The following is an 18,752-nucleotide window of genomic DNA, read 5'->3' as shown; positions in this document are numbered from 1 at the left end:
TGTCGCGCCTGCGTAGAGTAAACCGCCTGTGTAGCAGTACGGTCGCCGACACTGCGAATAGGCTGCTCAAGAGGACGGACTCCGAAGGTAGTCCGTCCGCAGCAGAGAAAAAATCCTCTGCCGTTCCCTTGTTTCGCAGCGGTCACATGTCGGCAATCTGCGCCAGACTATCTAAGGGAAAGGGGAGATTCACAAGAGGGTGGAAACCGCAGGTGTCTGCCCTCTTGTGCGCCCGCGCGGCGTCAGCGCAATTTCCGTTCGCTTCGCAAGCGACACTCCCACGTTAGGGAAAGGGTGAAAATCAGAGGGTAGAAACCGCAGGTGTCTACCCTCTTGCCCGCCGCCGCGGGTGCGGCGAACCTCCCCGCCAAAGGTTGGCGCCCATTCTATATGCGCAGGAAGCAGCGAAACCGCAGTTTACGTCTTGCACAGACCGCAATCGTGTGCTAAAATAATACTATTATGGGAAAAACACTCGTGGAGCGCACAAACCGCGTCTCCGCGCAGTCTAACGAGTTGGAGTGAGAGATAAATGGATTACAACCGTTTGGCGGAACTGCTGTTTCCGCATATCAATACCACGCCGGAGGAGATGGAGGCTCGCTATCCCAAGCGCGAGCTGCCCGAGGGCGCAAAGGTAACCCGTATGGGCCCAAGCCCGACCGGCTTCATGCACCTCGGCAACCTGTACGGCGCACTGGTGGATGAGCGCCTGGCGCATCAGTCCAAGGGCGTATTTTATCTGCGTATTGAGGACACCGACCGCAAGCGTGAGGTAGAGGGCGGCGTGCAGATGATCATCGACGCGTTCAAGTCGTTCGGCCTGCCGTTCGACGAGGGTGCAACGACTGACGGCGAGACCGGCATCTACGGTCCGTACCGACAGAGCCAGCGTGCCGAGATCTACCAGACCTTCGTCAAGTCCCTCGTGCAGCGCGGCATGGCGTACCCGTGCTTCTGCACCGAGGAGGAGCTCTCCGCCGCGCACGAGCAGCAGGAGAAGAACAAGGAAAACTTCGGCTACTACGGCAAGTACGCCGTATGGCGCGACCGTCCGATGGAGGACATCGAGGCAGAGCTCGCCAAGGGCACGCCGTATGTTGTTCGTTTCCGCTCGGAGGGCAGCATTGAGCACAAGATCCGCCACGAGGATCTCGTAAAGGGCAAGATGGAAGTCACCGAGAACGATCAGGACGTGGTTATCCTCAAGTCGGATGGCATCCCGACCTACCACTTTGCGCACGTTGTGGACGACCATCTGATGGGCACGACCGTCGTTGTCCGCGGCGAGGAGTGGCTGGCAACGCTGCCGGTGCACCTGCAGCTGTTCCGCGCGATGGGCTGGAAGGCGCCGAAGTACGCACACACCGCCCAGCTGATGAAGATCGACCCGGAGACCGGCGGCAAGCGCAAGCTGTCCAAGCGCAAGGACCCGGAGCTGGCGCTGACGTTCTACGCGCAGGAGGGCTATCCGGTGCCGGCGGTACTGGAGTACCTGATGACGCTCCTTAACTCCAACTTCGAGGAGTGGCGCCGCGCAAATCCGGACCTGCCGATGAACGATTTCCAGTTCACCACCAAGAAGATGAGCGGCTCGGGTGCGCTGTTTGACATCGAAAAGCTGCGCGACGTTTCCAAGAATGTTATTTCGCGCATGACGGCAGAGCAGGTTTACGACTTTGTTGCCGAGTGGTCTGCTGTCAACGACAAGGAATTTAACGCACTGCTGACCCGCGACCCGGCATTCTCTAAGGCGTACCTCGCCATCGGACGCGGCGGCAAAAAGCCGCGCAAGGATCTTGCGCTGTGGTCGGATGCCAAGGGCTACATGGACTTCATGTTCGACGAGCTGTTCCAGCCGGATTACACCATGCCGGAGCGCGTTTCCGCCGAGGACGCCAAGGCAATTCTGAGCGATTTTGCAGGCATGTTCGACGAGAACGATACGCCGGATGGCTTCTTCGACAAGATGAAGCAGATCGCTTCTGCACACGGTTATGCAGCCGATACCAAGGCGTATAAGGCTGACCCGACCGCCTATAAGGGCGCCGTCGGTGATGTGTCCATGGTTGTCCGCGTAGCAGTGGCGGGCCGCCAGAACGCACCGGACCTCCAGACCGTAATGGGTATTCTGGGTAAGGATAAGGTGCTCGAGAGACTTGATAAGTGCGCGAAAACGCTCTGATAATTAGGAATTAGGAATGAGAAATTAGTAATTAAGGCGCTGCCGCGCCGGAAGCAAAGGCGATGGTGCGGCAGCACCCCTATAATTACTGATTGCTAACTACTAATTACTAATTCGATAAAAGGGGAATATCACTATGATGGAAAACGTAAATAACTTTCTGACCGAAATTATTGATGAGGACATTGCGAACGGTCTTTCCGAGCGCATCCACACCCGCTTTCCGCCGGAGCCGAACGGTTATCTGCATATCGGCTCGGCTAAGGCCATCTTCATCAACTGGTCTATCGCGAAAAAATACAACGGCTTGTTCAATCTGCGCTATGACGACACCAACCCGGTCAAGGAGGATACCGAGTATGTAGACTCCATCTGGGAGGACATCAAGTGGCTGACCGGCGAGGAGCCGAGCGGCGGTGTGTACTACGGCTCGGACTACTTTGAAACCTGCTTTAACTGCGCGGTACAGCTGATCAAGGACGGCAAGGCGTATGTTGACGATCTGACGCAGGAGGAAATGCGCCAGTACCGCGGCTCTCTGACCGAGCCGGGCAAGCCGAGCCCGTACCGCGACCGTTCGGTTGAGGAAAACCTGCAGCTGTTCCAGGACATGCGCGACGGCAAGTTTGCCGACGGCTCCAAGACGCTGCGTGCAAAGATCGACATGGCCAGCCCGAACATGAACCTGCGCGACCCGGCGATTTATCGTATCGTGCGTGCACATCATCACCGTCAGGGCGATAAGTGGTGCATCTATCCGCTGTACGACTTTGCACACCCGATTCAGGACGCACTTGAGGGCATCACGCACTCCATGTGCTCGATTGAGTTCGAGAATCACCGTCCGCTGTACGAGTGGGTGGTTGACAACTGTCCGCTGCCGCATCATCCCAAGCAGCGCGAGTTTGCCCGCCTGAACGTAACGCACACCGTTATGTCCAAGCGTTACCTGCGCCAGCTGGTATTTGAAAAGCACGTTGAGGGCTGGGACGATCCGCGTATGCCTACGCTGTGTGCGCTGCGCCGCCGCGGCTACACGCCGAGCGCCATCCTCGATTTTGTACAGCGCGCCGGCATCGCAAAGGCCAACTCTCTGGTTGACATCAAGCTGCTCGAGCACTGCATCCGCGAGGAGCTGAACGAGACCGCACTGCGCCGTATGGCAGTCACCGAGCCGGTCAAGCTGGTTATCACCAACTATCCGGAGGGTCAGTGCGAGGAGTTCGAAGTGCCGAACAATCCGCGCAATGAGGAAGCAGGCAGCCGCAAGGTTCCGTTCACCCGTGAGCTGTATATCGAAAAGAGCGATTTCGCGGAGGTTCCGCCTCCGAAGTTCCAGCGCCTCAAGCCGGACGGCGAGGTTCGTCTGATGGGCGCGTATATCGTCAAGTGCAACGAGATCGTCAAGGATGACAATGGCGAGATCGTGGAAATCCGCTGCACGGCTGATCTTGAGACCCGCAACGGTATGCCGGTGGACGGCCGCAAGGTCAAGGGCACCATTCACTGGGTATCTGCCGAGCACGCCATTGACGCGGACCTGTATCTGTACGATAATCTGTTCACCCTCGAGAACGTTAATGACGTACCGGAGGGCACGGATTATCTGGATTACCTCAATCCGGATTCGCTCAAGAAGCTGACTGGCTGCAAGCTCGAGCCGTCGCTGGCTGATGCCAAGGAAGGCGAGCGCTTCCAGTTTGTCCGCATGGGCTATTACTGCAAGGACCGCGAGAGCGGCCGCTTCAACCGCATTGTAACTCTGAAGGACAGCTTTGCAAAAACGCTGAAAAAGTAAGCACAGATAAGAAAAGCTCTCTGAACTTTGTTCAGAGAGCTTTTTTTGTTTTGCAGTTAAGGGTTAAACTATTCTGCCCTACGAAAACAGAAAACCTGAGTGTAAATTCGTTACAGAATTGTGCTTTCTGCGACCGCATCCGGCGCCAGAACCTTCACGAAGAACTCGAGTCGCCGGAGTGCGTTCTCGATAACCGCCTTATCGGTATCCGGCGTGCCGAACACGGGGTGGAACACATGGCGGCTGTCCGGATGGATGCAGGTTCGGTCGTCCGCACCGGCGATCATGCTGAAAATGATACCCGAGTTATCGCGTCCGCAGATGTCCTTCGGGTAGGTATGCGTGCTTGCGGCGCGCATACCCAGGAACGGCAGCTTTTCGCTCGGCGTGAAGATGGTCAGCGGACCGTCCATGCGGTCGATATCATGTGTGCCGGAGAGTACGAACGTGGTCAGCTCCAGCAGGAAGGGAACACCCATCACCGGGTCCTCCTCCGGGAACGGACGGCCCTTGAACAGCACGGATTCAAACTGCTGCATGACAGGATAGGTTTTTTTGAACTTCTTAAAGAACCGGAAGTACGGGTTTTCACCGAAAACGGCCTTGCGGTCGTAATCCGTGTACTTTTCGTGCAGCTGGTCGAGCTCGGCATGAACGAGGTCGTAAAATTCCTTTGCGTTCCACTGGGAACGGTCAGGGTAGGTGACTTCGAGGATGCCCAGCGGGATATTGCGCGCGGAAAAGGTCGGATCCTTGATGATTTCAAACATAGGAACACCTCGATTTGTTAAGCGGGTTCGTAGGAACTGTGATAATCGTCAGCGGCTTCGCCGGTCAGCACATCGTAGTAGTACCACTGCAATTTATCCGCGCTGGTGAAGAAATACACGCCGAGGGGGTGCTCTGCGGTATCGCTGGTCAGGCGGCCGACATATTCACCGCTCTGACCGCCTGCCGCTTGTCCGGTGCGGATAATTTCGTCAACGGACACCGGATGCAGCACGGCGATCATGCCGAGCTGCGCGATGGCGTAGGACAGGTACAGCAGGAAGATGGTATAGGCGGACTGCCGCAGCGAAGCCTCCTGCAGAGGGTGGTTCATGCACTTGCCGATCAGCAGGCCGATGAAGGACAGCACGATCAGCGCCGCAATCCACCAGAAGCTGATCTCATACAGCGGGTTCATGCCGGACAGCAGGGCAATAAACAGCATTAGCGCCACCAGAAAGACGAGCAGCGCCTGCGCCCAGCGGCTGTGGTCCCTGCCGTCGGGATTACTGGGTCTGCTGTTCATAAAAATGTTGAAGATGAGCGCAACCGGCGCGAACACCCACAGATAGGTGGGAGGCCCGCCGACGGCACCGTCATACACGGTGTTCCAGTGCATGGCGAGCAGGCAGGTGCCCAGCCAGACGATGACGGAAGCCGCAAGCAGCAGCAGATTTTTCTTGGATTGAAAAAGATTCATACAGGAAATTCCTCTTAAAAGCAAACGGGCAGAGCCTTGCGGCTCTACCCGTTTTTGCGTTCACACGCCGCAAGGCGCAGAATATTCAGTTTGCGCGGAAAATCAAGCCTCAGCCTTGATCTTCTTCAGGTTAGCGAAGCGCGGCAGACCGGATACCTTCGGGCCAACGTTCTCGCCGTTGATGAGCGGCAGAGCGTAGTCAACGAACTCCTGCGTTACGCCGTTGCCTTCCTCGTTGATCCACTCACGCGGAACCTTCTTCTCGGTGTTGGCAACCTCGGAGAGCGGCAGCAGCTCGATCTCGCACTTGTAGCCGTTCTCGTCACGGGTACACTTGAAGCCCGGCATGTAGTCGGTCTTGCCTGCAACTGCGTTCTCAACAGCAGCCTTGCCGGACATATAGGACTCGTCAACGTCGGTCTTGGAAGCGCAGTGAGCAGCGCAGCGCTGCAGCAGGCTCAGCTCGATGCCGCGAACCTTGCAGCCCAGCTCGTTCTTAACGGTGTCAGCCAGCATGGAAGCCAGACCGCCGAGCTGTGCATGGCCGAAGCCGTCGGTAGCAGAGGTCTTAGCCTCGGATACGAAGGAGCCGTCAGCGTAGTGGATACCCTCGGAAACAGCTACCAGGCAGTTGCCCTTCTCGTCGTAGATGCGCTTTACGTCAGCCAGGAACTTCTTCATGTCGAAGTCGGTCTCCGGCAGGTAAACCAGATCCGGACCTGCGCCCATAGCGGTAGCCAGACCGGCAGCACCTGCCAGCCAGCCAGCGTGACGGCCCATGATCTCTACGACGCAGACCATGCCGGTGTCGTATACGCGAGCGTCCTGATAGATCTCCATGCAGGAAGTAGCGATATACTTGGCAGCGGAAGCAAAGCCCGGGCAGTGGTCGGTGCCGAACAGGTCATTGTCGATGGTCTTCGGAATGCCCATTACGCGGCACTCGTAGCCGGACTTCATCATATACTTGGAAACCTTGTTGCAGGTATCCATGGAGTCGTTGCCGCCGTTGTAGAAGAAGTAACGGATGTCGTACTTCTTGAAGATCTCAAGGATGCGCTTGTAATCGGTGTCGTCAACATCCGGATCAGCCAGCTTGTAGCGGCAGGAGCCCAGTGCAGAGGACGGGGTGTAGCGCAGAAGAGCCAGCTCGTCGCGGTCTTCCTTGTCGATATCATACAGGTCGTCGTTCAGCAGGCCCTTGATGCCGTGTGCCATGCCGAATACGCGGGTGATGGACGGATTGTCCAGTGCTGCCTCCAGCGCACCCAGAACAGAAGAGTTGATTACGGAAGTCGGGCCGCCCGACTGACCGATGACGCAAGCGCCTTTCAGTTCACTCATTGATAAAACCTCCTAAGCAAATTAAAACGCAGAGCTGTGCCATGCATTTTCTTACTCATAAAGAGTATCATATAATATGAAAAAAATCAATGAAAATCCTGCGTTTTCGGCAGGTTTGGCAATTTTGGCAAAGTTGCCGCAGGAATTCGGCGAAAAAATGACAGGATTTTTTGGATATGGACTTGATTTTAGCCTGCTTAACTGATAGAATAAAAGCAGAATTTTTAAGATTCAGTTTTTATCAGAAAGGAAGTATTCCCATGCCTTTAGTTACTACTACTGAGATGTTCAAGAAGGCTTACGACGGCGGCTACGCTGTTGGCGCTTTCAACGTGAACAACATGGAGATCGTTCAGGGTATCACCGAGGCTTGCCAGGAGCAGCACGCTCCGGTAGTCCTGCAGGTATCCAAGGGCGCACGCGCTTACGCAAACCACACCTACCTCGTTAAGATGGTAGAGGCTGCTGTTAAGGAGTGCCCGGACATTCCGATCGCTCTGCATCTGGACCACGGCCCGGACTTCGAGACCTGCAAGGCCTGCATCGACGGCGGCTTCACCTCCGTTATGATCGACTGCTCCTCCCGTCCGTTCGACGAGAACGTTGAGGAGACCAAGAAGGTTGTAGAGTATGCTCACGCTCACGGCGTTGTTGTCGAGGCTGAGCTCGGCACCCTGGCTGGCGTAGAGGACGACGTAAAGGTTTCCGCTGAGGATTCCTCCTACACCCATCCGGAAGAGGTTGAGGAGTTCGTAACCCGCACCGGCTGTGACTCTCTGGCTATCGCAATCGGCACCTCTCACGGCGCTTACAAGTTCACTCCGGAGCAGTGCACCCGCAACGAGCAGGGCATTCTGGTTCCGCCTCCGCTGCGTTTCGACGTACTCGAGGAAGTTTCCAAGCGTCTGCCGGGCTTCCCGATCGTACTGCACGGTTCCTCTTCCGTACCGCGTGAGTTTGTTGACAAGATCAACAAGTTCGGCGGCAAGATGCCGGATGCAATCGGCATTCCGGAGGAAGAGCTGCGTCACGCTGCACAGCTGTCCGTCTGCAAGATCAATATCGACTCCGATATTCGTCTGGCTATCACCGCTTCTATCCGCGAGCACTTCGCTGAGCATCCGGATCACTTCGACCCGCGCCAGTACCTGAAGCCGGCTCGTCAGGCTGTCAAGGACATGGTTACCCACAAGCTGATCAATGTTCTGGGCTGCAACGGCAAGGCATAAGATCATTTTCTGATCGAAACCAAAGAACCTCGGAATCCTGTTCCGGGGTTCTTTTTTCGTCTTGCGATAGGGAATAGAACGGATACCATATATAGTGTATCTGCTTTTTTGCGGGAGAAATTACCACAGAGAAAATAAAAGAGAAACTTTGTGGAATTTGTCGCGCTTTTCTGATAATTTTTTCGAGTCAAGAGGAAAAGTTTAGAGAATGCTCCAATAAAAATAGTGCTTTTCTTGCAAATGTGCCAAAAAGAATTTAGCGCCTTGACAGGGCGGTGTTTCGGCGGTAGAATATATAAGCAAGAGATAAGCAGACACAAGATGTTGTGCGATATTGAATGCACCACTACATAATTTAGTAAATAATCAAGAAATCGCCGTTAGGCGGTTTTTGTATGAGAGAGGGATTTTTCTTTATGATTCAGCAGATCGTCAAGCGGGACGGGCGCATGGCTCCCTTTGAGATCGACAAGATCACAAATGCAATTTTCGGCGCAGCACAGGCCTCCGGCGGCCAGGATCACGATATGGCGCAGGAGCTGGCAGAGCAGGTCGAAAAAACGCTGGAGGAGACTGCTGGAACCGAAACTCCCACCGTTGAACAGGTGCAGGACACTGTTGAGAAGGTTCTGATTGAAAGCGGACATGCCCGCACGGCCAAGAAGTACATCCTGTACCGCAACGAGCGCACCCGCGTGCGTGAGATGAACACACGCCTGATGAAGGTGTACGAGGATCTGACGTTCAAGTCCTCGCTCGAGAACGACGTCAAGCGCGAGAACGCCAATATCGACGGTGATACCGCGATGGGCACCATGCTCAAGTACGGCTCCGAGGGTGCCAAGCAGTTCTACGAGATGTTCATCCTCGATCCGGCGCACGCCAAGGCACACCGCGAGGGTGATATCCACATCCACGATCTGGATTTTCTGACGCTGACCACCACCTGCTGTCAGATTGACCTGCTGAAGCTGTTCCGCGACGGTTTTTCCACCGGCCACGGCTTCCTGCGTGAGCCGAACGACATCCGTTCGTACTCCGCGCTGGCGTGCATCGCCATCCAGTCCAACCAGAACGACCAGCACGGCGGTCAGAGCGTGCCGAACTTCGATTATTCGATGGCGCCGGGTGTGCGCAAGACCTTCCGCAAGCTGTTCCGCGACAATCTCGCCAAGGCCCTCGAGGTGTTCGGTGAGGACGACAACAACGAGGTCGATGCGCGTGCGTTGACCGAGCGTGTCGAGCAGGAGACCGGCAAGTGGGCTTGTCTGGCAGGCGGCAACGGCTACGACGAAGCGATGGCTAAGGCACTTTCCGAGACGCTTGACGAAAAGACGGTTGCAAAGTGCATGAAGTTTGCTCGCAAGTACGCGGATAAGGAGACACGCAAGGGCACCTATCAGGCGATGGAAGCGCTGGTTCACAATCTGAACACTATGCACTCGCGTGCAGGTGCGCAGATTCCGTTCTCGTCGCTCAACTACGGCACGGATACCTCTCCGGAGGGCCGTCTGGTCATGGAGCAGCTGCTGCTTGCGACCGAGGCCGGTCTGGGCAACGGTGAGACCCCGATTTTCCCGATTCATATTTTCAAGGTCAAGGAAGGCGTCAACTACAACGAGGGCGACCCGAACTACGACCTGTTCAAGCTGGCATGCCGCGTTTCCGCGAAGCGTATGTTCCCGAATTTCTCGTTCCTCGATGCGCCGTTTAACCTGCAGTATTACAAGCCGGGTCATCCGGAGACCGAGGTCGGCTACATGGGCTGCCGCACGCGTGTTATGTCCAATGTGTGCGATCCGACCCGTGAGATTACCTACGGCCGCGGCAACCTGTCGTTCACGTCGGTCAACCTGCCGCGCATCGCAATCCGCAGCCACGGCGATCTGGACTGGTTCTTCGAGGATCTCGACCGCAAGATCGACCTCGTAATCGACCAGCTGCTCGACCGTTTCCGCATCCAGTGCGGCAAGCGCGTGCGCAACTACCCGTTCCTGATGGGCGAGGGCGTATGGATGGATTCCGAAAAGCTGGGTCCGGATGACGAGGTTGGCGAGGTGCTTAAGCACGGCACACTGACGCTCGGCTTTATCGGTCTGGCGGAGTGCCTCAAGGCGCTCATCGGCGTACACCACGGCGAGAGCGACGAGGCACAGAACCTTGGTCTTGAAATCGTTGGTCACATGCGTCAGCGCATGGACGAGGCAACCGAGAAATACCACCTCAACTTCTCGCTGATCGCTACCCCGGCAGAGGGTCTGTCCGGCCGGTTTGTCAAGATCGACCGTGAGAAATACGGTACGATTACCGGCGTTACCGACCGCGATTACTACACCAACTCCTTCCATGTGCCGGTTTACTATCCGATTTCGGCATTTGAGAAGATCGCCCGCGAGGCGCCGTATCACGAGCTGACCAACGGCGGCCATATCAGCTACATTGAGCTGGACGGCGACCCGACGCAGAACCTCGAAGCGTTTGAGGCTGTCGTTCGCGCGATGAAGGAAGCCGGCATCGGCTACGGCGCGATCAACCACCCGATCGACCGCGATCCGGTCTGCGGCTATACCGGCATTATCGGTGAAGTATGTCCGCGCTGCGGCCGCCGAGAGGGCGAAGGCGTTCCGCTGTCCAAGCTGCAGAAGCTGGGACTGTATAAAAATTACAACAGCACCACGATCGGCTATCACGGCGACCCTGCCGAAGAAGCCGACCGTCAGCCGAATACATTGAAAATCGTCAAAAAGTAACAGGAAAGGGAGAATTCTATCATGGAAACTAAGAATATCGCTGCACAGGAGCCGATGATTGGTGAAGGTGTAGGATTTGAACGTATCCGCCGCATTACGGGTTATCTGGTAGGTACGCTCGACCGCTTCAACAACGGCAAGCGCGCGGAGGAGCACGACCGCGTAAAGCACAGCGTTCCGAGCTGCTGCTCCATGCGTCAGGAGCACACCGCCTGATGGAAGGTAAAATTCGCATTGCAGGTACAGTCGGGGAGTCCATTGTGGACGGCCCCGGCTTCCGCTATACGCTGTTTGTGCAGGGCTGTCCGCATGGCTGTCCGGGCTGCCACAATCCGCAGACGCACGACTTTGATGGCGGGCAGGATATTGAGCTGGACACGCTGCTGAAGGATATGTGCCGCAATCCGTTCATCAAGGGTGTGACGTTCTCGGGTGGCGAGCCGTTTTGTAAGGCGGAGCCGCTGTATTATCTTGCGGTGGAACTGAAGCGCAAGGGCAAGCACCTGATGGCGTACTCGGGCTACACGTTTGAGCAGCTGTTGGAGCTGAGCGATCCATTTGTGAAAAAGTTGCTCGGGCAGCTGGATTTACTGGTAGACGGGCCGTTTCTCATGGCGGAGAAGAACATCGAGCTGCGGTTTCGCGGCAGCACGAACCAGCGGGTGTTGGATGTACCGAAGTCGCTGGAGGCGAATGAGGCTGTCTGGGCGGAGCAGTATCGGTGAGGCTGGTCGCTTGCGAAGCGAGCGGAATTTGCGCTGACGCCGGGCGGGCGCACCGTGTAAACCGCATGCATCATTGCTAAACAATGCGTATCGCACAAAATGATAACAAAAGAGCACCGAAACTCACGTTTCGGTGCTATTTTTATCTTCCGACGGTTCATTTTCCGCTTCTGCCTTCTCTGTGAGGTGCGGATTCCGAACCACACATCGTACACACGGTGCGGTCTTGCCGAAGGCGGTATGGCTGACCTTTTCGGTCGGCTGCATACGGCAGGCAACGGCAGTATGCAGTCCTGCGAGATCATCCTTCTGCACGAAGGCGCTGACCTCGTCGGCGTGCATGGATTCGAACGCGTACAGCAGGCACGCGGCGATGCACTCGCGGCCGACGCCGATGCCGCGCAGCTCATGCCGGACGATGCAGTTCGCGGTCAGCACGCGTTCCGCGCCGACCTGCTCGTAAGTCAGGCCGCACAGAGCCGCGGGAACGCCGGTCGGCTTATCAAGTGCGAGCAGCCAGCCGCAGCCTTCGGTCTGATAGCGGCGCAGCGTATCCACCAGCCAGTCCAGTGTCTGCTCGTAGGAGAGTGCGCCGCCGAGCGTCTGCATGGTTTCCTCACTGCGCAGGAGCGGCGTCAGCAGGTCGAGGTCGTCCGCACTCAGCTCGCGGTAGTCCATGCGGCTGGAGTTTAGTTCGTAAAATTGCATAGGTTCAATTTTCTCCCAACAAAACGGTGCGGCTTTTATAGCAATCCAAACAAATACTGCAACAAGTGCGCGCATACAGCACGCGCATAGCAGCGTCGCTTTCACTTGCTATGCGTCAGCATAGCTGCGTAAAATCTCCTTGCTATTCACGCGCTGTATGCGCTACTTTTGTCGCATTATCTATTCGGATTGCTATAAGCCGCACCGCAAAAGTGTCCTTAAAAGTGTCTCTATCTGTTTTGATACCAGAATACAAATTTGCGCACCAGTACGCCCAACGTTAAGCCGACCAGCGAGGGAACAAGCCCGTAAAACAGGCTTTGCATCTCGGTCGAGCGGAACGTGGCAAACGGCAGAACAATCGCCCACAGGCCGACGAACACGGGCATCAGACCGTACCACGGCAGAGCGCGGTATGCCGCACGAAACGTGCACAGCAACGCCGAAAACGGCAGGATCAGCCAGAAGCCGAGCAGCCAGTACCCCATTTCGTTGCCGTACAGCAGACCGGGAATCAGCCCGACCGCCGTCACAAGACCATAGCAAAGGACAAAATTCCAGTATGGAGAAAAGCGTTTGATGCCATCAAATGTCATACGGTTCACCCTCCTCTGCAGGAACGGTCGGTGTGAAATTGTACTGCAGATACCGAAAATTCAGCGGTATATTGCTTACTTGGTGCCGAAGATACGGTCGCCGGCGTCACCCAGACCCGGAACGATATAGCCGTGGTCGTTCAGCTTCTCGTCGATACCGGCAACGAAGATCTCAACGTCCGGATGTGCCTTCTGAACAGCGGCAACGCCTTCCGGAGCAGCGATGAGGTTCATCAGCTTAATGTGCTTTACGCCGCGGCGCTTGAGGCCGTCGATCGCAGCGATAGCGGAACCGCCGGTAGCCAGCATCGGGTCGAGCAGCAGTACGTCGCGATCCTCGATGTCATTCGGCAGCTTGCAGTAATACTCGATCGGCTGCAGGGTTTCCGGGTTGCGGTACAGACCGATGTGGCCGACCTTAGCTGCCGGAATCATCTCCAGAATGCCTTCAACCATGCCCAGACCTGCACGCAGGATCGGCACGAGCGCAATCTTCTTGCCGGAAATAACCTGTACGCGTGCATCAGAGACCGGAGTCTCGATGGTGATCTCCTTGAGCGGCAGATCGCGGGTAGCCTCGTAGCACATCAGCATTGCAATCTCAGCAGCAGCCTCGCGGAACTCCTTAACGCCGGTGGTCTTGTCGCGCATCAGCGCCAGCTTGTGCTTGATCAGCGGGTGGTCCATTTCATGTACGGTTGCCATAATAAAAATCTCCTTTATCCTAAAACTTTTTGCTTCAGGCAATATCGCATAATTGAATAAGAGCGACTTGCGAGTGGGTTTTGCGCACTGACAAGGCGCGGTTTTGCGGTAATACTTTGTGTATTACAGTGAAATCGGAACGAAGTCAGGGCACAAAATTTCCGCAAAGCGCCGCGGCAGCGCGACCGGAGCCTGCGCAAGAAGCCGCAGCTTTCATTGTGCGGTGATGTCTGCTATTTGGTCTGTGCCAGACGCGCCATGCGCTCGCGCTCTGCCTGCGGACGACGCAGATAGAAGGCGTCCAGCTCCTGAGGGGAGCAGGCTTTGCCCTCGCGGAACAGGGGGAGTGCGGCGGCGGCAACACCAAATCCGGTCGCAAACCGCAGCTCGGCAGGTGCGAGCCGCAGACCGGTGCAGTTCTCTTTGATAGTATTATAACACAGATCCGCGCCATCTCCAACCAGAAAATACGGCGCTTCTCCGATTTCTTCGGCAAGCTCGGTCAGCTTGATCGCACGGTCATCGCACAAACGGCGTACCCTGCCGTCCTCTACGGTGAAAAGCGCGTTGTAAACCTGACCCGCACGCGCATCCATCACGCAGCACAGGTCGCCGCCGAGTGCGCGGGCGCCCCATGCCATTGCCTCGAGCGTGGAGACACCGAGGCACGGCTTGTCCGCGCCGAGCGCCAGCCCCTTGACCGTGGCTACACCGATGCGCACACCGGTAAACGAGCCGGGGCCGTGCGCGACAGCGATCGCGTCCACGTCAGCGAGCGATACGCCGCAGTTTGCCAGCAGGTTTTCCGCCATCGGCAGCAGCGTGCGCGAGTGCGTCAGGCCGCAGTTCTGAAAGGACTGCGCCACCAGTTTTTCGTCCTCGGTGAGCGCGACAGACGCGCTGACCGCCGAGGATTCCAGTGCAAGAATTTTCATACAGTCACTTCTCCAATCGTAATGCGGCGGTCATTGTCCGCATCGCCGTAGGCAATATGGACGGTTTTGTAGGCTTCCGGCAGAACGTCCGCGGCGTTCTCGCTCCATTCGATGAGCACAATGCGGCTGCCGTCGAGATATTCGTCAAAGCCGATCTCGAACAGCGCTTCGCTGTCGAGAATGCGGTACAGGTCGAAGTGCGCGACCTTGACCGTCGGCGTTTCGTATTCGTTTGCAATGGCAAAGGTCGGGCTGGTGACGCGGCCCCTGTAGCCGAGTCCGTGCAGCACGCCGCGCGTGAATGCGGTCTTGCCGGCACCGAGGTCGCCGGAGAACGCAACAACATCGCCTGCCTTGAGGCTTTTTGCGTATTCTGCGCCGAGTGCTTCGGTCTCCTCGGGTGAGTGGGTGATATATTCCATGAAAACACCTTTCTGTCAATCATAACTATACATTTATAATATACCACGGTACACGCGGAATGGCAAGTCAGCCTGCTGCAAAGTATAACTTTTTTATGACATTTCCGCTTGTTTGCTTGCGGGATGGCATAAGTTGTGGTAAGGTATAAAATAACATAAGAAAAACTGAACAAAAATTTTAAGGAGGAAAACCCTGTGATAGAATTGCTCAAAGCATTTCTGTTTGGCATTGTAGAGGGTATCACCGAGTGGCTGCCGATCAGCAGTACCGGACACATGATTCTGCTCAATGAGTTTGTAAAGCTGGATGTGTCGGAAGCGTTTTACAGCATGTTCGAGGTGGTTATTCAGCTCGGTGCGATACTCGCGGTCGTTGTCCTGTTCTGGGGACAGATTTTCCCGTTTGAACGGCGAAAGGGCCGTCACGGCGGCGCATCCATCGTGCTGAATATGGACACCGTCAAGCTGTGGATCAAAATTCTGGTAGCTTGTGTTCCGGCGGCAATCGTCGGCCTCAAGTGGAATGACCTGTTTGAAGAACTGTTCTACAATTACCAGACGGTTTCCATCGCGCTGATCGTGTTCGGCGCAGCGTTCATTCTGGTGGAGAACGCGCACAAGGGCAAGCCGGCGCGCATCAATGCACTTACTGAGCTTACTTATCCGACCGTATTTATGATCGGTATGTTCCAGCTGATTGCGGCTGTGTTCCCGGGCACCTCGCGCTCCGGCGCGACCATCGTCGGCGCACTGCTGCTCGGCGTGTCGCGTACCGTGGCTGCGGAGTTTACGTTCTTTCTGGCCATTCCGGTCATGTTCGGCGCAAGCCTGCTCAAGATTCTCAAGTTCGGCTTTGCGTTTACATCCACCGAGCTGATGATCCTCGGCATCGGTACAATCACCGCGTTCGTGTCCTCACTGCTCATCATCCGTTTCCTGATGGGCTTCGTCAAGAAGCACGATTTCAAGGTGTTCGGCTGGTATCGGATTATCCTCGGTATCGCCGTGCTGGCACATTTTATGCTGGCGAAGTAAATAGGAAAAGAGGTCTGCGGGGCAGACCTCTTTTTGAGGCTGTCGAAAAACTTCGCTTTTCGAGCAGCCTCTCGCTCGAAACCACGCTTTCGAGTGAATACTGAAGAAAAAGTCAGGTACACGCCCCGACTTTTCATGAATTTGCTTCGCAAATTCTATTTTATGCGTGCTGCCGCACGAAGCGTAAAAATTAAAAATAATACTTTTTTGACAAACTGAAAAGAGGTCTGCATTGCAGACCTCTTTTGTTGTATGGTTTTCTATTAGGTACGCTGTTCCAATCCACGCCGAATCCTTCGCCAAACCACGCACGACAGGATGATGGTAATATAATCCGTGATGGATTGTCCGTAAATAACGCCATTCAGACCTGCAATGACATTCAGCAGATACAGCAGGGGAATGAGCAGCAGACCCTGTCGGAGCACGGACAGCACGGTAGCAGGAAGGGCGCGTCCGACCGACTGCATGCAGTTCATATTGACGAACAGAGAGCCGATGAACGGGCCGGACAGCATGTAGGCGATCAGCATCTGCACGCCGTATGTAATAACGTCGCTGTCGCCCACGAACAGGCCGATGATCGGCTCGCGCAGGAAGAAATAGAGCGCGGTTGCCGCCAATCCGACAACAAAGCAGCACAGCTTGGTAAAACGTTCGGTATCGGCAAAACGCTTGATATCACCCGCACCGTAGCTGTAACCGAAAATCGGCTGTACACCGTTTGCAAGGCCCATTTGCAGGAAGGTGATGAACATATTCGCTTTGAATACGATGCCGATCGCCGCAACGGGCGCGTTGCCGTAGACGACCAGAATCAGGTTGAGCACAATGGTTGAAACACACATCAGCGCGGAGAAAATGGCGGTCGGGAAACCGGCAGAGCACACGCGCACGGCAATGTGCGTGCCGCAGAGCGCGTCCTTCGGCGCAAGCGAAAACCGCCGCGACTTTTTGAGAAAATACCACAGGTAGTACAGCGCTGCAAGCATATTGCCGATGGTGGTTGCAATGGCTGCGCCTGCCGCGCCCTGTCCCAGACCGGAGACGAAAACCGGGTCGAGTACGATGTTTGCAATCGTGCCGATCATGCTGCCGATCATAGCCTCCTTGCTCGCGCCTTCCGCGCGCACAACGAAGCTGGCTGCCGCCGACCAGATTACGAACGGTGCGCCGAACGCGATGTAAACCGTGTAGCCGCGGGCAAACTCAAATGTGCTTGCGTCCGCGCCGAACAGATGCAGGATGGGCGCGGTGAAGCACAGCAGCACGGCGGCAAACGCTGCGCCGACGACCAAGCTCGCCCATGAAATGAACGAGGAGATTTTCTTCACGCTTTGGTGATTGTTCTCGCCGAGCGCGACCGAGATCATCGCACTGCCGCCCATGCCGAACATGTTGGCGAACGCCATCAGCAGGATGAAGATCGGGTTGGTCAGGCTGACGGCGGCTACCTGCAGGGCGTCGCCGGTCTGTCCGACGAAAAAGGTGTCCGCCATGTTGTACACCACGGTGACAAGGCTGCTGATGACGCTCGGAATCGCCATTGCGGCTACTGCACGAGGTATCGGCGCTTTGCCGAGGAGAGTATCATTATCCAAATTTTTCACGTTCCCTCCTTTGGAAATTTAACGATTGTTTTCATCGAAGCGGCAGGGCAGCCCGCCCTGCGGTAATGGTTAATCGTTTTTTTCAAAATTTGAAAGCATTTTCAGCCCGATCCGCATAAATGTGTCCCGCTCCTCGGGCGAGATGCCGCGGAGCAGCATGGCTTCGGTCTCCGTAATCTCCTGCAGGCAGGCGGGACGGAAGGCTTCGGCTTTTTCAGTGCAGACAATGCATTTGCGCCGTGCGTCCGCGGGATCGGGTTCGCGGCGGATGAGATCGGCAGCCTGCAGGGCCTGCAGCATTTCGGTTGCGGTGGAAGGCCGCAGGCCGAATTCCTGCTCGACGTCGCGCTGTACGAGCGGGTGCTTTTGGCTTTCTATCAAAATATAGTTGAGAATCTGACCTTTGGTGCCGCTGATATGAATGCGTTTTTGCGTTTCCGCTGATCGGCGGCGCAGGCAGTTAGATAGCTTGTTGATAAGCCGCCCGGTATCCATGAAATCACCTCGTTTAATTACTTCGTTTCCTAAGTAATATTGTAGTCGGTGATTGCGGAATGTCAAGAGGGAATTTTACTGCTTGTCCGGGGAGATGGGAGCCGTCCGGACGGCTCCTTTTTTCTGCACCGGATGACTGGGGAACACGAACTGCCGCAGTGGGTTCGCTCTGACGGGGCGGCTCTTTTTCCTGCATCGGCTGACCGGGGCGCGCGAACTGCGTGAGCGTGTTCGCCCCTAACGGGCGGAGAGTTTTCCGCTGAACCTCAGCGGGGGATTCGCCGTCTGCGGACGGCGGGAGCGTTGCCGCGCCCGCGGCGGGGGCAAAAAGGAAGGACAACCTGCGGTTTTCCTTCCTCTTTGAACTCCTACCTTTCCCTTGGATAGTCTGGCGCAGATTGCCTACATGTGACCGCTTCGAAAAAGGGAACGGCAGAGGATTTTTTCTTCCGTGTCTTTCGCAAACTGTTCGCAGGGTCAGATACATTACTGCTACACATGCGATTTCATCTAAGCAGGCGCAACATACCCGTGTTGCGCAACTCTTTAACATGTTATAACGGATGACACCTGCGAATTTAGGCGTTCGGTACAATCTATCCTCGCAGGCCCTGTCTATCATAACGCGCTTACGAATCGTGCGGCACTGTTATGCCGCACCCAGCGTAGAGTTGCCCGCCTGTGTAGCAGAATAATGGTATCTGACGCTGCGAATACGCGGATACATGAGCGCACGCAGTGCGTCTC

At 55.9% G+C, this 18,752-nt stretch carries 17 protein-coding genes and 1 pseudogene; 8 read left to right on the top strand and 10 right to left on the bottom strand.

Features of this window, described 5'->3' with window-relative positions; genetic code table 11:
• The first annotated feature begins 532 nt into the window (after positions 1-532).
• Positions 533-2,185: a glutamate--tRNA ligase gene (gltX, locus tag DW088_RS14230; protein ID WP_118361533.1), complete on the top strand. Its 1,653-nt coding sequence runs from the start codon at positions 533-535 to the stop codon at positions 2,183-2,185.
• Between the two features lie 139 nt (positions 2,186-2,324).
• Entirely contained in the window at positions 2,325-3,983 is a 1,659-nt protein-coding gene (locus DW088_RS14225; RefSeq protein WP_118361592.1) for a glutamine--tRNA ligase/YqeY domain fusion protein, read from the top strand.
• Positions 3,984-4,093: 110 nt separating this feature from the next.
• Here the strand turns inward: DW088_RS14225 and DW088_RS14220 are convergent, their stop codons facing one another.
• The 3 genes from DW088_RS14220 to DW088_RS14210 form a co-directional block, all read right to left on the bottom strand.
• Positions 4,094-4,753: a hypothetical protein gene (locus DW088_RS14220; protein WP_118361531.1), complete on the bottom strand. Its 660-nt coding sequence runs from the start codon at positions 4,751-4,753 to the stop codon at positions 4,094-4,096.
• A gap of 17 nt (positions 4,754-4,770) precedes the next feature.
• On the bottom strand, positions 4,771-5,451 hold the full coding sequence (locus DW088_RS14215; protein WP_118361529.1) for a hypothetical protein: 681 nt from the start codon (positions 5,449-5,451) through the stop codon (positions 4,771-4,773).
• A gap of 102 nt (positions 5,452-5,553) precedes the next feature.
• Entirely contained in the window at positions 5,554-6,795 is a 1,242-nt protein-coding gene (locus tag DW088_RS14210) for a 6-phosphofructokinase (protein WP_116705116.1), read from the bottom strand.
• A gap of 76 nt (positions 6,796-6,871) precedes the next feature.
• Between DW088_RS14210 and DW088_RS16600 the strand changes: the two genes are divergently transcribed.
• The 5 genes and pseudogenes from DW088_RS16600 to nrdG all read left to right on the top strand — a co-directional run bounded on the left by DW088_RS16600 (position 6,872) and on the right by nrdG (position 11,499).
• Positions 6,872-7,000 carry a hypothetical protein gene (locus DW088_RS16600; RefSeq protein ID WP_279217341.1) on the top strand — a complete coding sequence of 43 codons (129 nt, stop codon included), beginning with the start codon at positions 6,872-6,874 and terminating at the stop codon, positions 6,998-7,000.
• Positions 7,001-7,055: 55 nt separating this feature from the next.
• Positions 7,056-8,024 (top strand): class II fructose-1,6-bisphosphate aldolase, encoded by a 969-nt coding sequence (gene fba / locus DW088_RS14205; RefSeq protein WP_118361527.1) that lies wholly within the window; start codon positions 7,056-7,058, stop codon positions 8,022-8,024.
• A gap of 416 nt (positions 8,025-8,440) precedes the next feature.
• On the top strand, positions 8,441-10,774 hold the full coding sequence (locus tag DW088_RS14200; RefSeq protein WP_118361590.1) for an anaerobic ribonucleoside triphosphate reductase: 2,334 nt from the start codon (positions 8,441-8,443) through the stop codon (positions 10,772-10,774).
• Between the two features lie 75 nt (positions 10,775-10,849).
• Positions 10,850-10,990 (top strand): annotated as a pseudogene (nrdD, locus tag DW088_RS14195) (anaerobic ribonucleoside-triphosphate reductase); the annotation flags it as partial.
• On the top strand, positions 10,990-11,499 hold the full coding sequence (nrdG, locus tag DW088_RS14190) for an anaerobic ribonucleoside-triphosphate reductase activating protein (RefSeq protein ID WP_118361525.1): 510 nt from the start codon (positions 10,990-10,992) through the stop codon (positions 11,497-11,499). The pseudogene nrdD and the gene nrdG, both read left to right, overlap by 1 nt.
• Positions 11,500-11,622: 123 nt before the next feature.
• Here the strand turns inward: nrdG and DW088_RS14185 are convergent, their stop codons facing one another.
• The 5 genes from DW088_RS14185 to tsaE form a co-directional block, all read right to left on the bottom strand.
• Entirely contained in the window at positions 11,623-12,207 is a 585-nt protein-coding gene (locus DW088_RS14185) for a GNAT family N-acetyltransferase (protein WP_158574712.1), read from the bottom strand.
• 230 nt (positions 12,208-12,437) lie between these two features.
• Positions 12,438-12,803 (bottom strand): hypothetical protein, encoded by a 366-nt coding sequence (locus DW088_RS14180; protein ID WP_118361521.1) that lies wholly within the window; start codon positions 12,801-12,803, stop codon positions 12,438-12,440.
• A 75-nt stretch (positions 12,804-12,878) separates the two neighbouring features.
• Positions 12,879-13,508, bottom strand: coding sequence for a uracil phosphoribosyltransferase (gene upp / locus DW088_RS14175; RefSeq protein WP_118361519.1), 630 nt, complete (start codon positions 13,506-13,508; stop codon positions 12,879-12,881).
• A gap of 233 nt (positions 13,509-13,741) precedes the next feature.
• Positions 13,742-14,443, bottom strand: coding sequence for a tRNA (adenosine(37)-N6)-threonylcarbamoyltransferase complex dimerization subunit type 1 TsaB (gene tsaB, locus DW088_RS14170; protein WP_118361517.1), 702 nt, complete (start codon positions 14,441-14,443; stop codon positions 13,742-13,744).
• Entirely contained in the window at positions 14,440-14,865 is a 426-nt protein-coding gene (tsaE, locus tag DW088_RS14165) for a tRNA (adenosine(37)-N6)-threonylcarbamoyltransferase complex ATPase subunit type 1 TsaE (protein WP_118361515.1), read from the bottom strand. Before tsaE ends, tsaB begins: the two co-directional genes overlap by 4 nt.
• A 195-nt stretch (positions 14,866-15,060) precedes the next feature.
• On the opposite strand from tsaE, the gene DW088_RS14160 reads away from it, so the two are divergent.
• Entirely contained in the window at positions 15,061-15,900 is an 840-nt protein-coding gene (locus tag DW088_RS14160; protein WP_118361513.1) for an undecaprenyl-diphosphate phosphatase, read from the top strand.
• A gap of 263 nt (positions 15,901-16,163) precedes the next feature.
• Here the strand turns inward: DW088_RS14160 and DW088_RS14155 are convergent, their stop codons facing one another.
• Positions 16,164-17,501, bottom strand: a complete 1,338-nt coding sequence (locus DW088_RS14155; protein WP_118361511.1) for an MATE family efflux transporter — start codon at positions 17,499-17,501, stop codon at positions 16,164-16,166.
• A 78-nt stretch (positions 17,502-17,579) separates the two neighbouring features.
• Positions 17,580-18,005, bottom strand: coding sequence for a MarR family winged helix-turn-helix transcriptional regulator (locus DW088_RS14150; RefSeq protein ID WP_118361509.1), 426 nt, complete (start codon positions 18,003-18,005; stop codon positions 17,580-17,582).
• Positions 18,006-18,752: the final 747 nt, after the last annotated feature.

Source organism: Butyricicoccus sp. AM05-1, from assembly GCF_003474415.1.
In the GTDB taxonomy this organism is placed as follows: domain Bacteria; phylum Bacillota; class Clostridia; order Oscillospirales; family Butyricicoccaceae; genus Agathobaculum; species Agathobaculum butyriciproducens.
This window is presented reverse-complemented; position numbering and strand designations above follow the sequence as displayed.

Coding starts and splice junctions, on each gene's coding strand:
- gltX (WP_118361533.1), top strand. CDS start 533: ATGGATTACAACCGTTTGGCGGAACTGCTGTTTCCGCATATCAATACC.
- DW088_RS14225 (WP_118361592.1), top strand. CDS start 2,325: ATGGAAAACGTAAATAACTTTCTGACCGAAATTATTGATGAGGACATT.
- DW088_RS14220 (WP_118361531.1), bottom strand. CDS start 4,753: ATGTTTGAAATCATCAAGGATCCGACCTTTTCCGCGCGCAATATCCCG.
- DW088_RS14215 (WP_118361529.1), bottom strand. CDS start 5,451: ATGAATCTTTTTCAATCCAAGAAAAATCTGCTGCTGCTTGCGGCTTCC.
- DW088_RS14210 (WP_116705116.1), bottom strand. CDS start 6,795: ATGAGTGAACTGAAAGGCGCTTGCGTCATCGGTCAGTCGGGCGGCCCG.
- DW088_RS16600 (WP_279217341.1), top strand. CDS start 6,872: ATGAAAAAAATCAATGAAAATCCTGCGTTTTCGGCAGGTTTGGCAATT.
- fba (WP_118361527.1), top strand. CDS start 7,056: ATGCCTTTAGTTACTACTACTGAGATGTTCAAGAAGGCTTACGACGGC.
- DW088_RS14200 (WP_118361590.1), top strand. CDS start 8,441: ATGATTCAGCAGATCGTCAAGCGGGACGGGCGCATGGCTCCCTTTGAG.
- nrdG (WP_118361525.1), top strand. CDS start 10,990: ATGGAAGGTAAAATTCGCATTGCAGGTACAGTCGGGGAGTCCATTGTG.
- DW088_RS14185 (WP_158574712.1), bottom strand. CDS start 12,207: ATGCAATTTTACGAACTAAACTCCAGCCGCATGGACTACCGCGAGCTG.
- DW088_RS14180 (WP_118361521.1), bottom strand. CDS start 12,803: ATGACATTTGATGGCATCAAACGCTTTTCTCCATACTGGAATTTTGTC.
- upp (WP_118361519.1), bottom strand. CDS start 13,508: ATGGCAACCGTACATGAAATGGACCACCCGCTGATCAAGCACAAGCTG.
- tsaB (WP_118361517.1), bottom strand. CDS start 14,443: ATGAAAATTCTTGCACTGGAATCCTCGGCGGTCAGCGCGTCTGTCGCG.
- tsaE (WP_118361515.1), bottom strand. CDS start 14,865: ATGGAATATATCACCCACTCACCCGAGGAGACCGAAGCACTCGGCGCA.
- DW088_RS14150 (WP_118361509.1), bottom strand. CDS start 18,005: ATGGATACCGGGCGGCTTATCAACAAGCTATCTAACTGCCTGCGCCGC.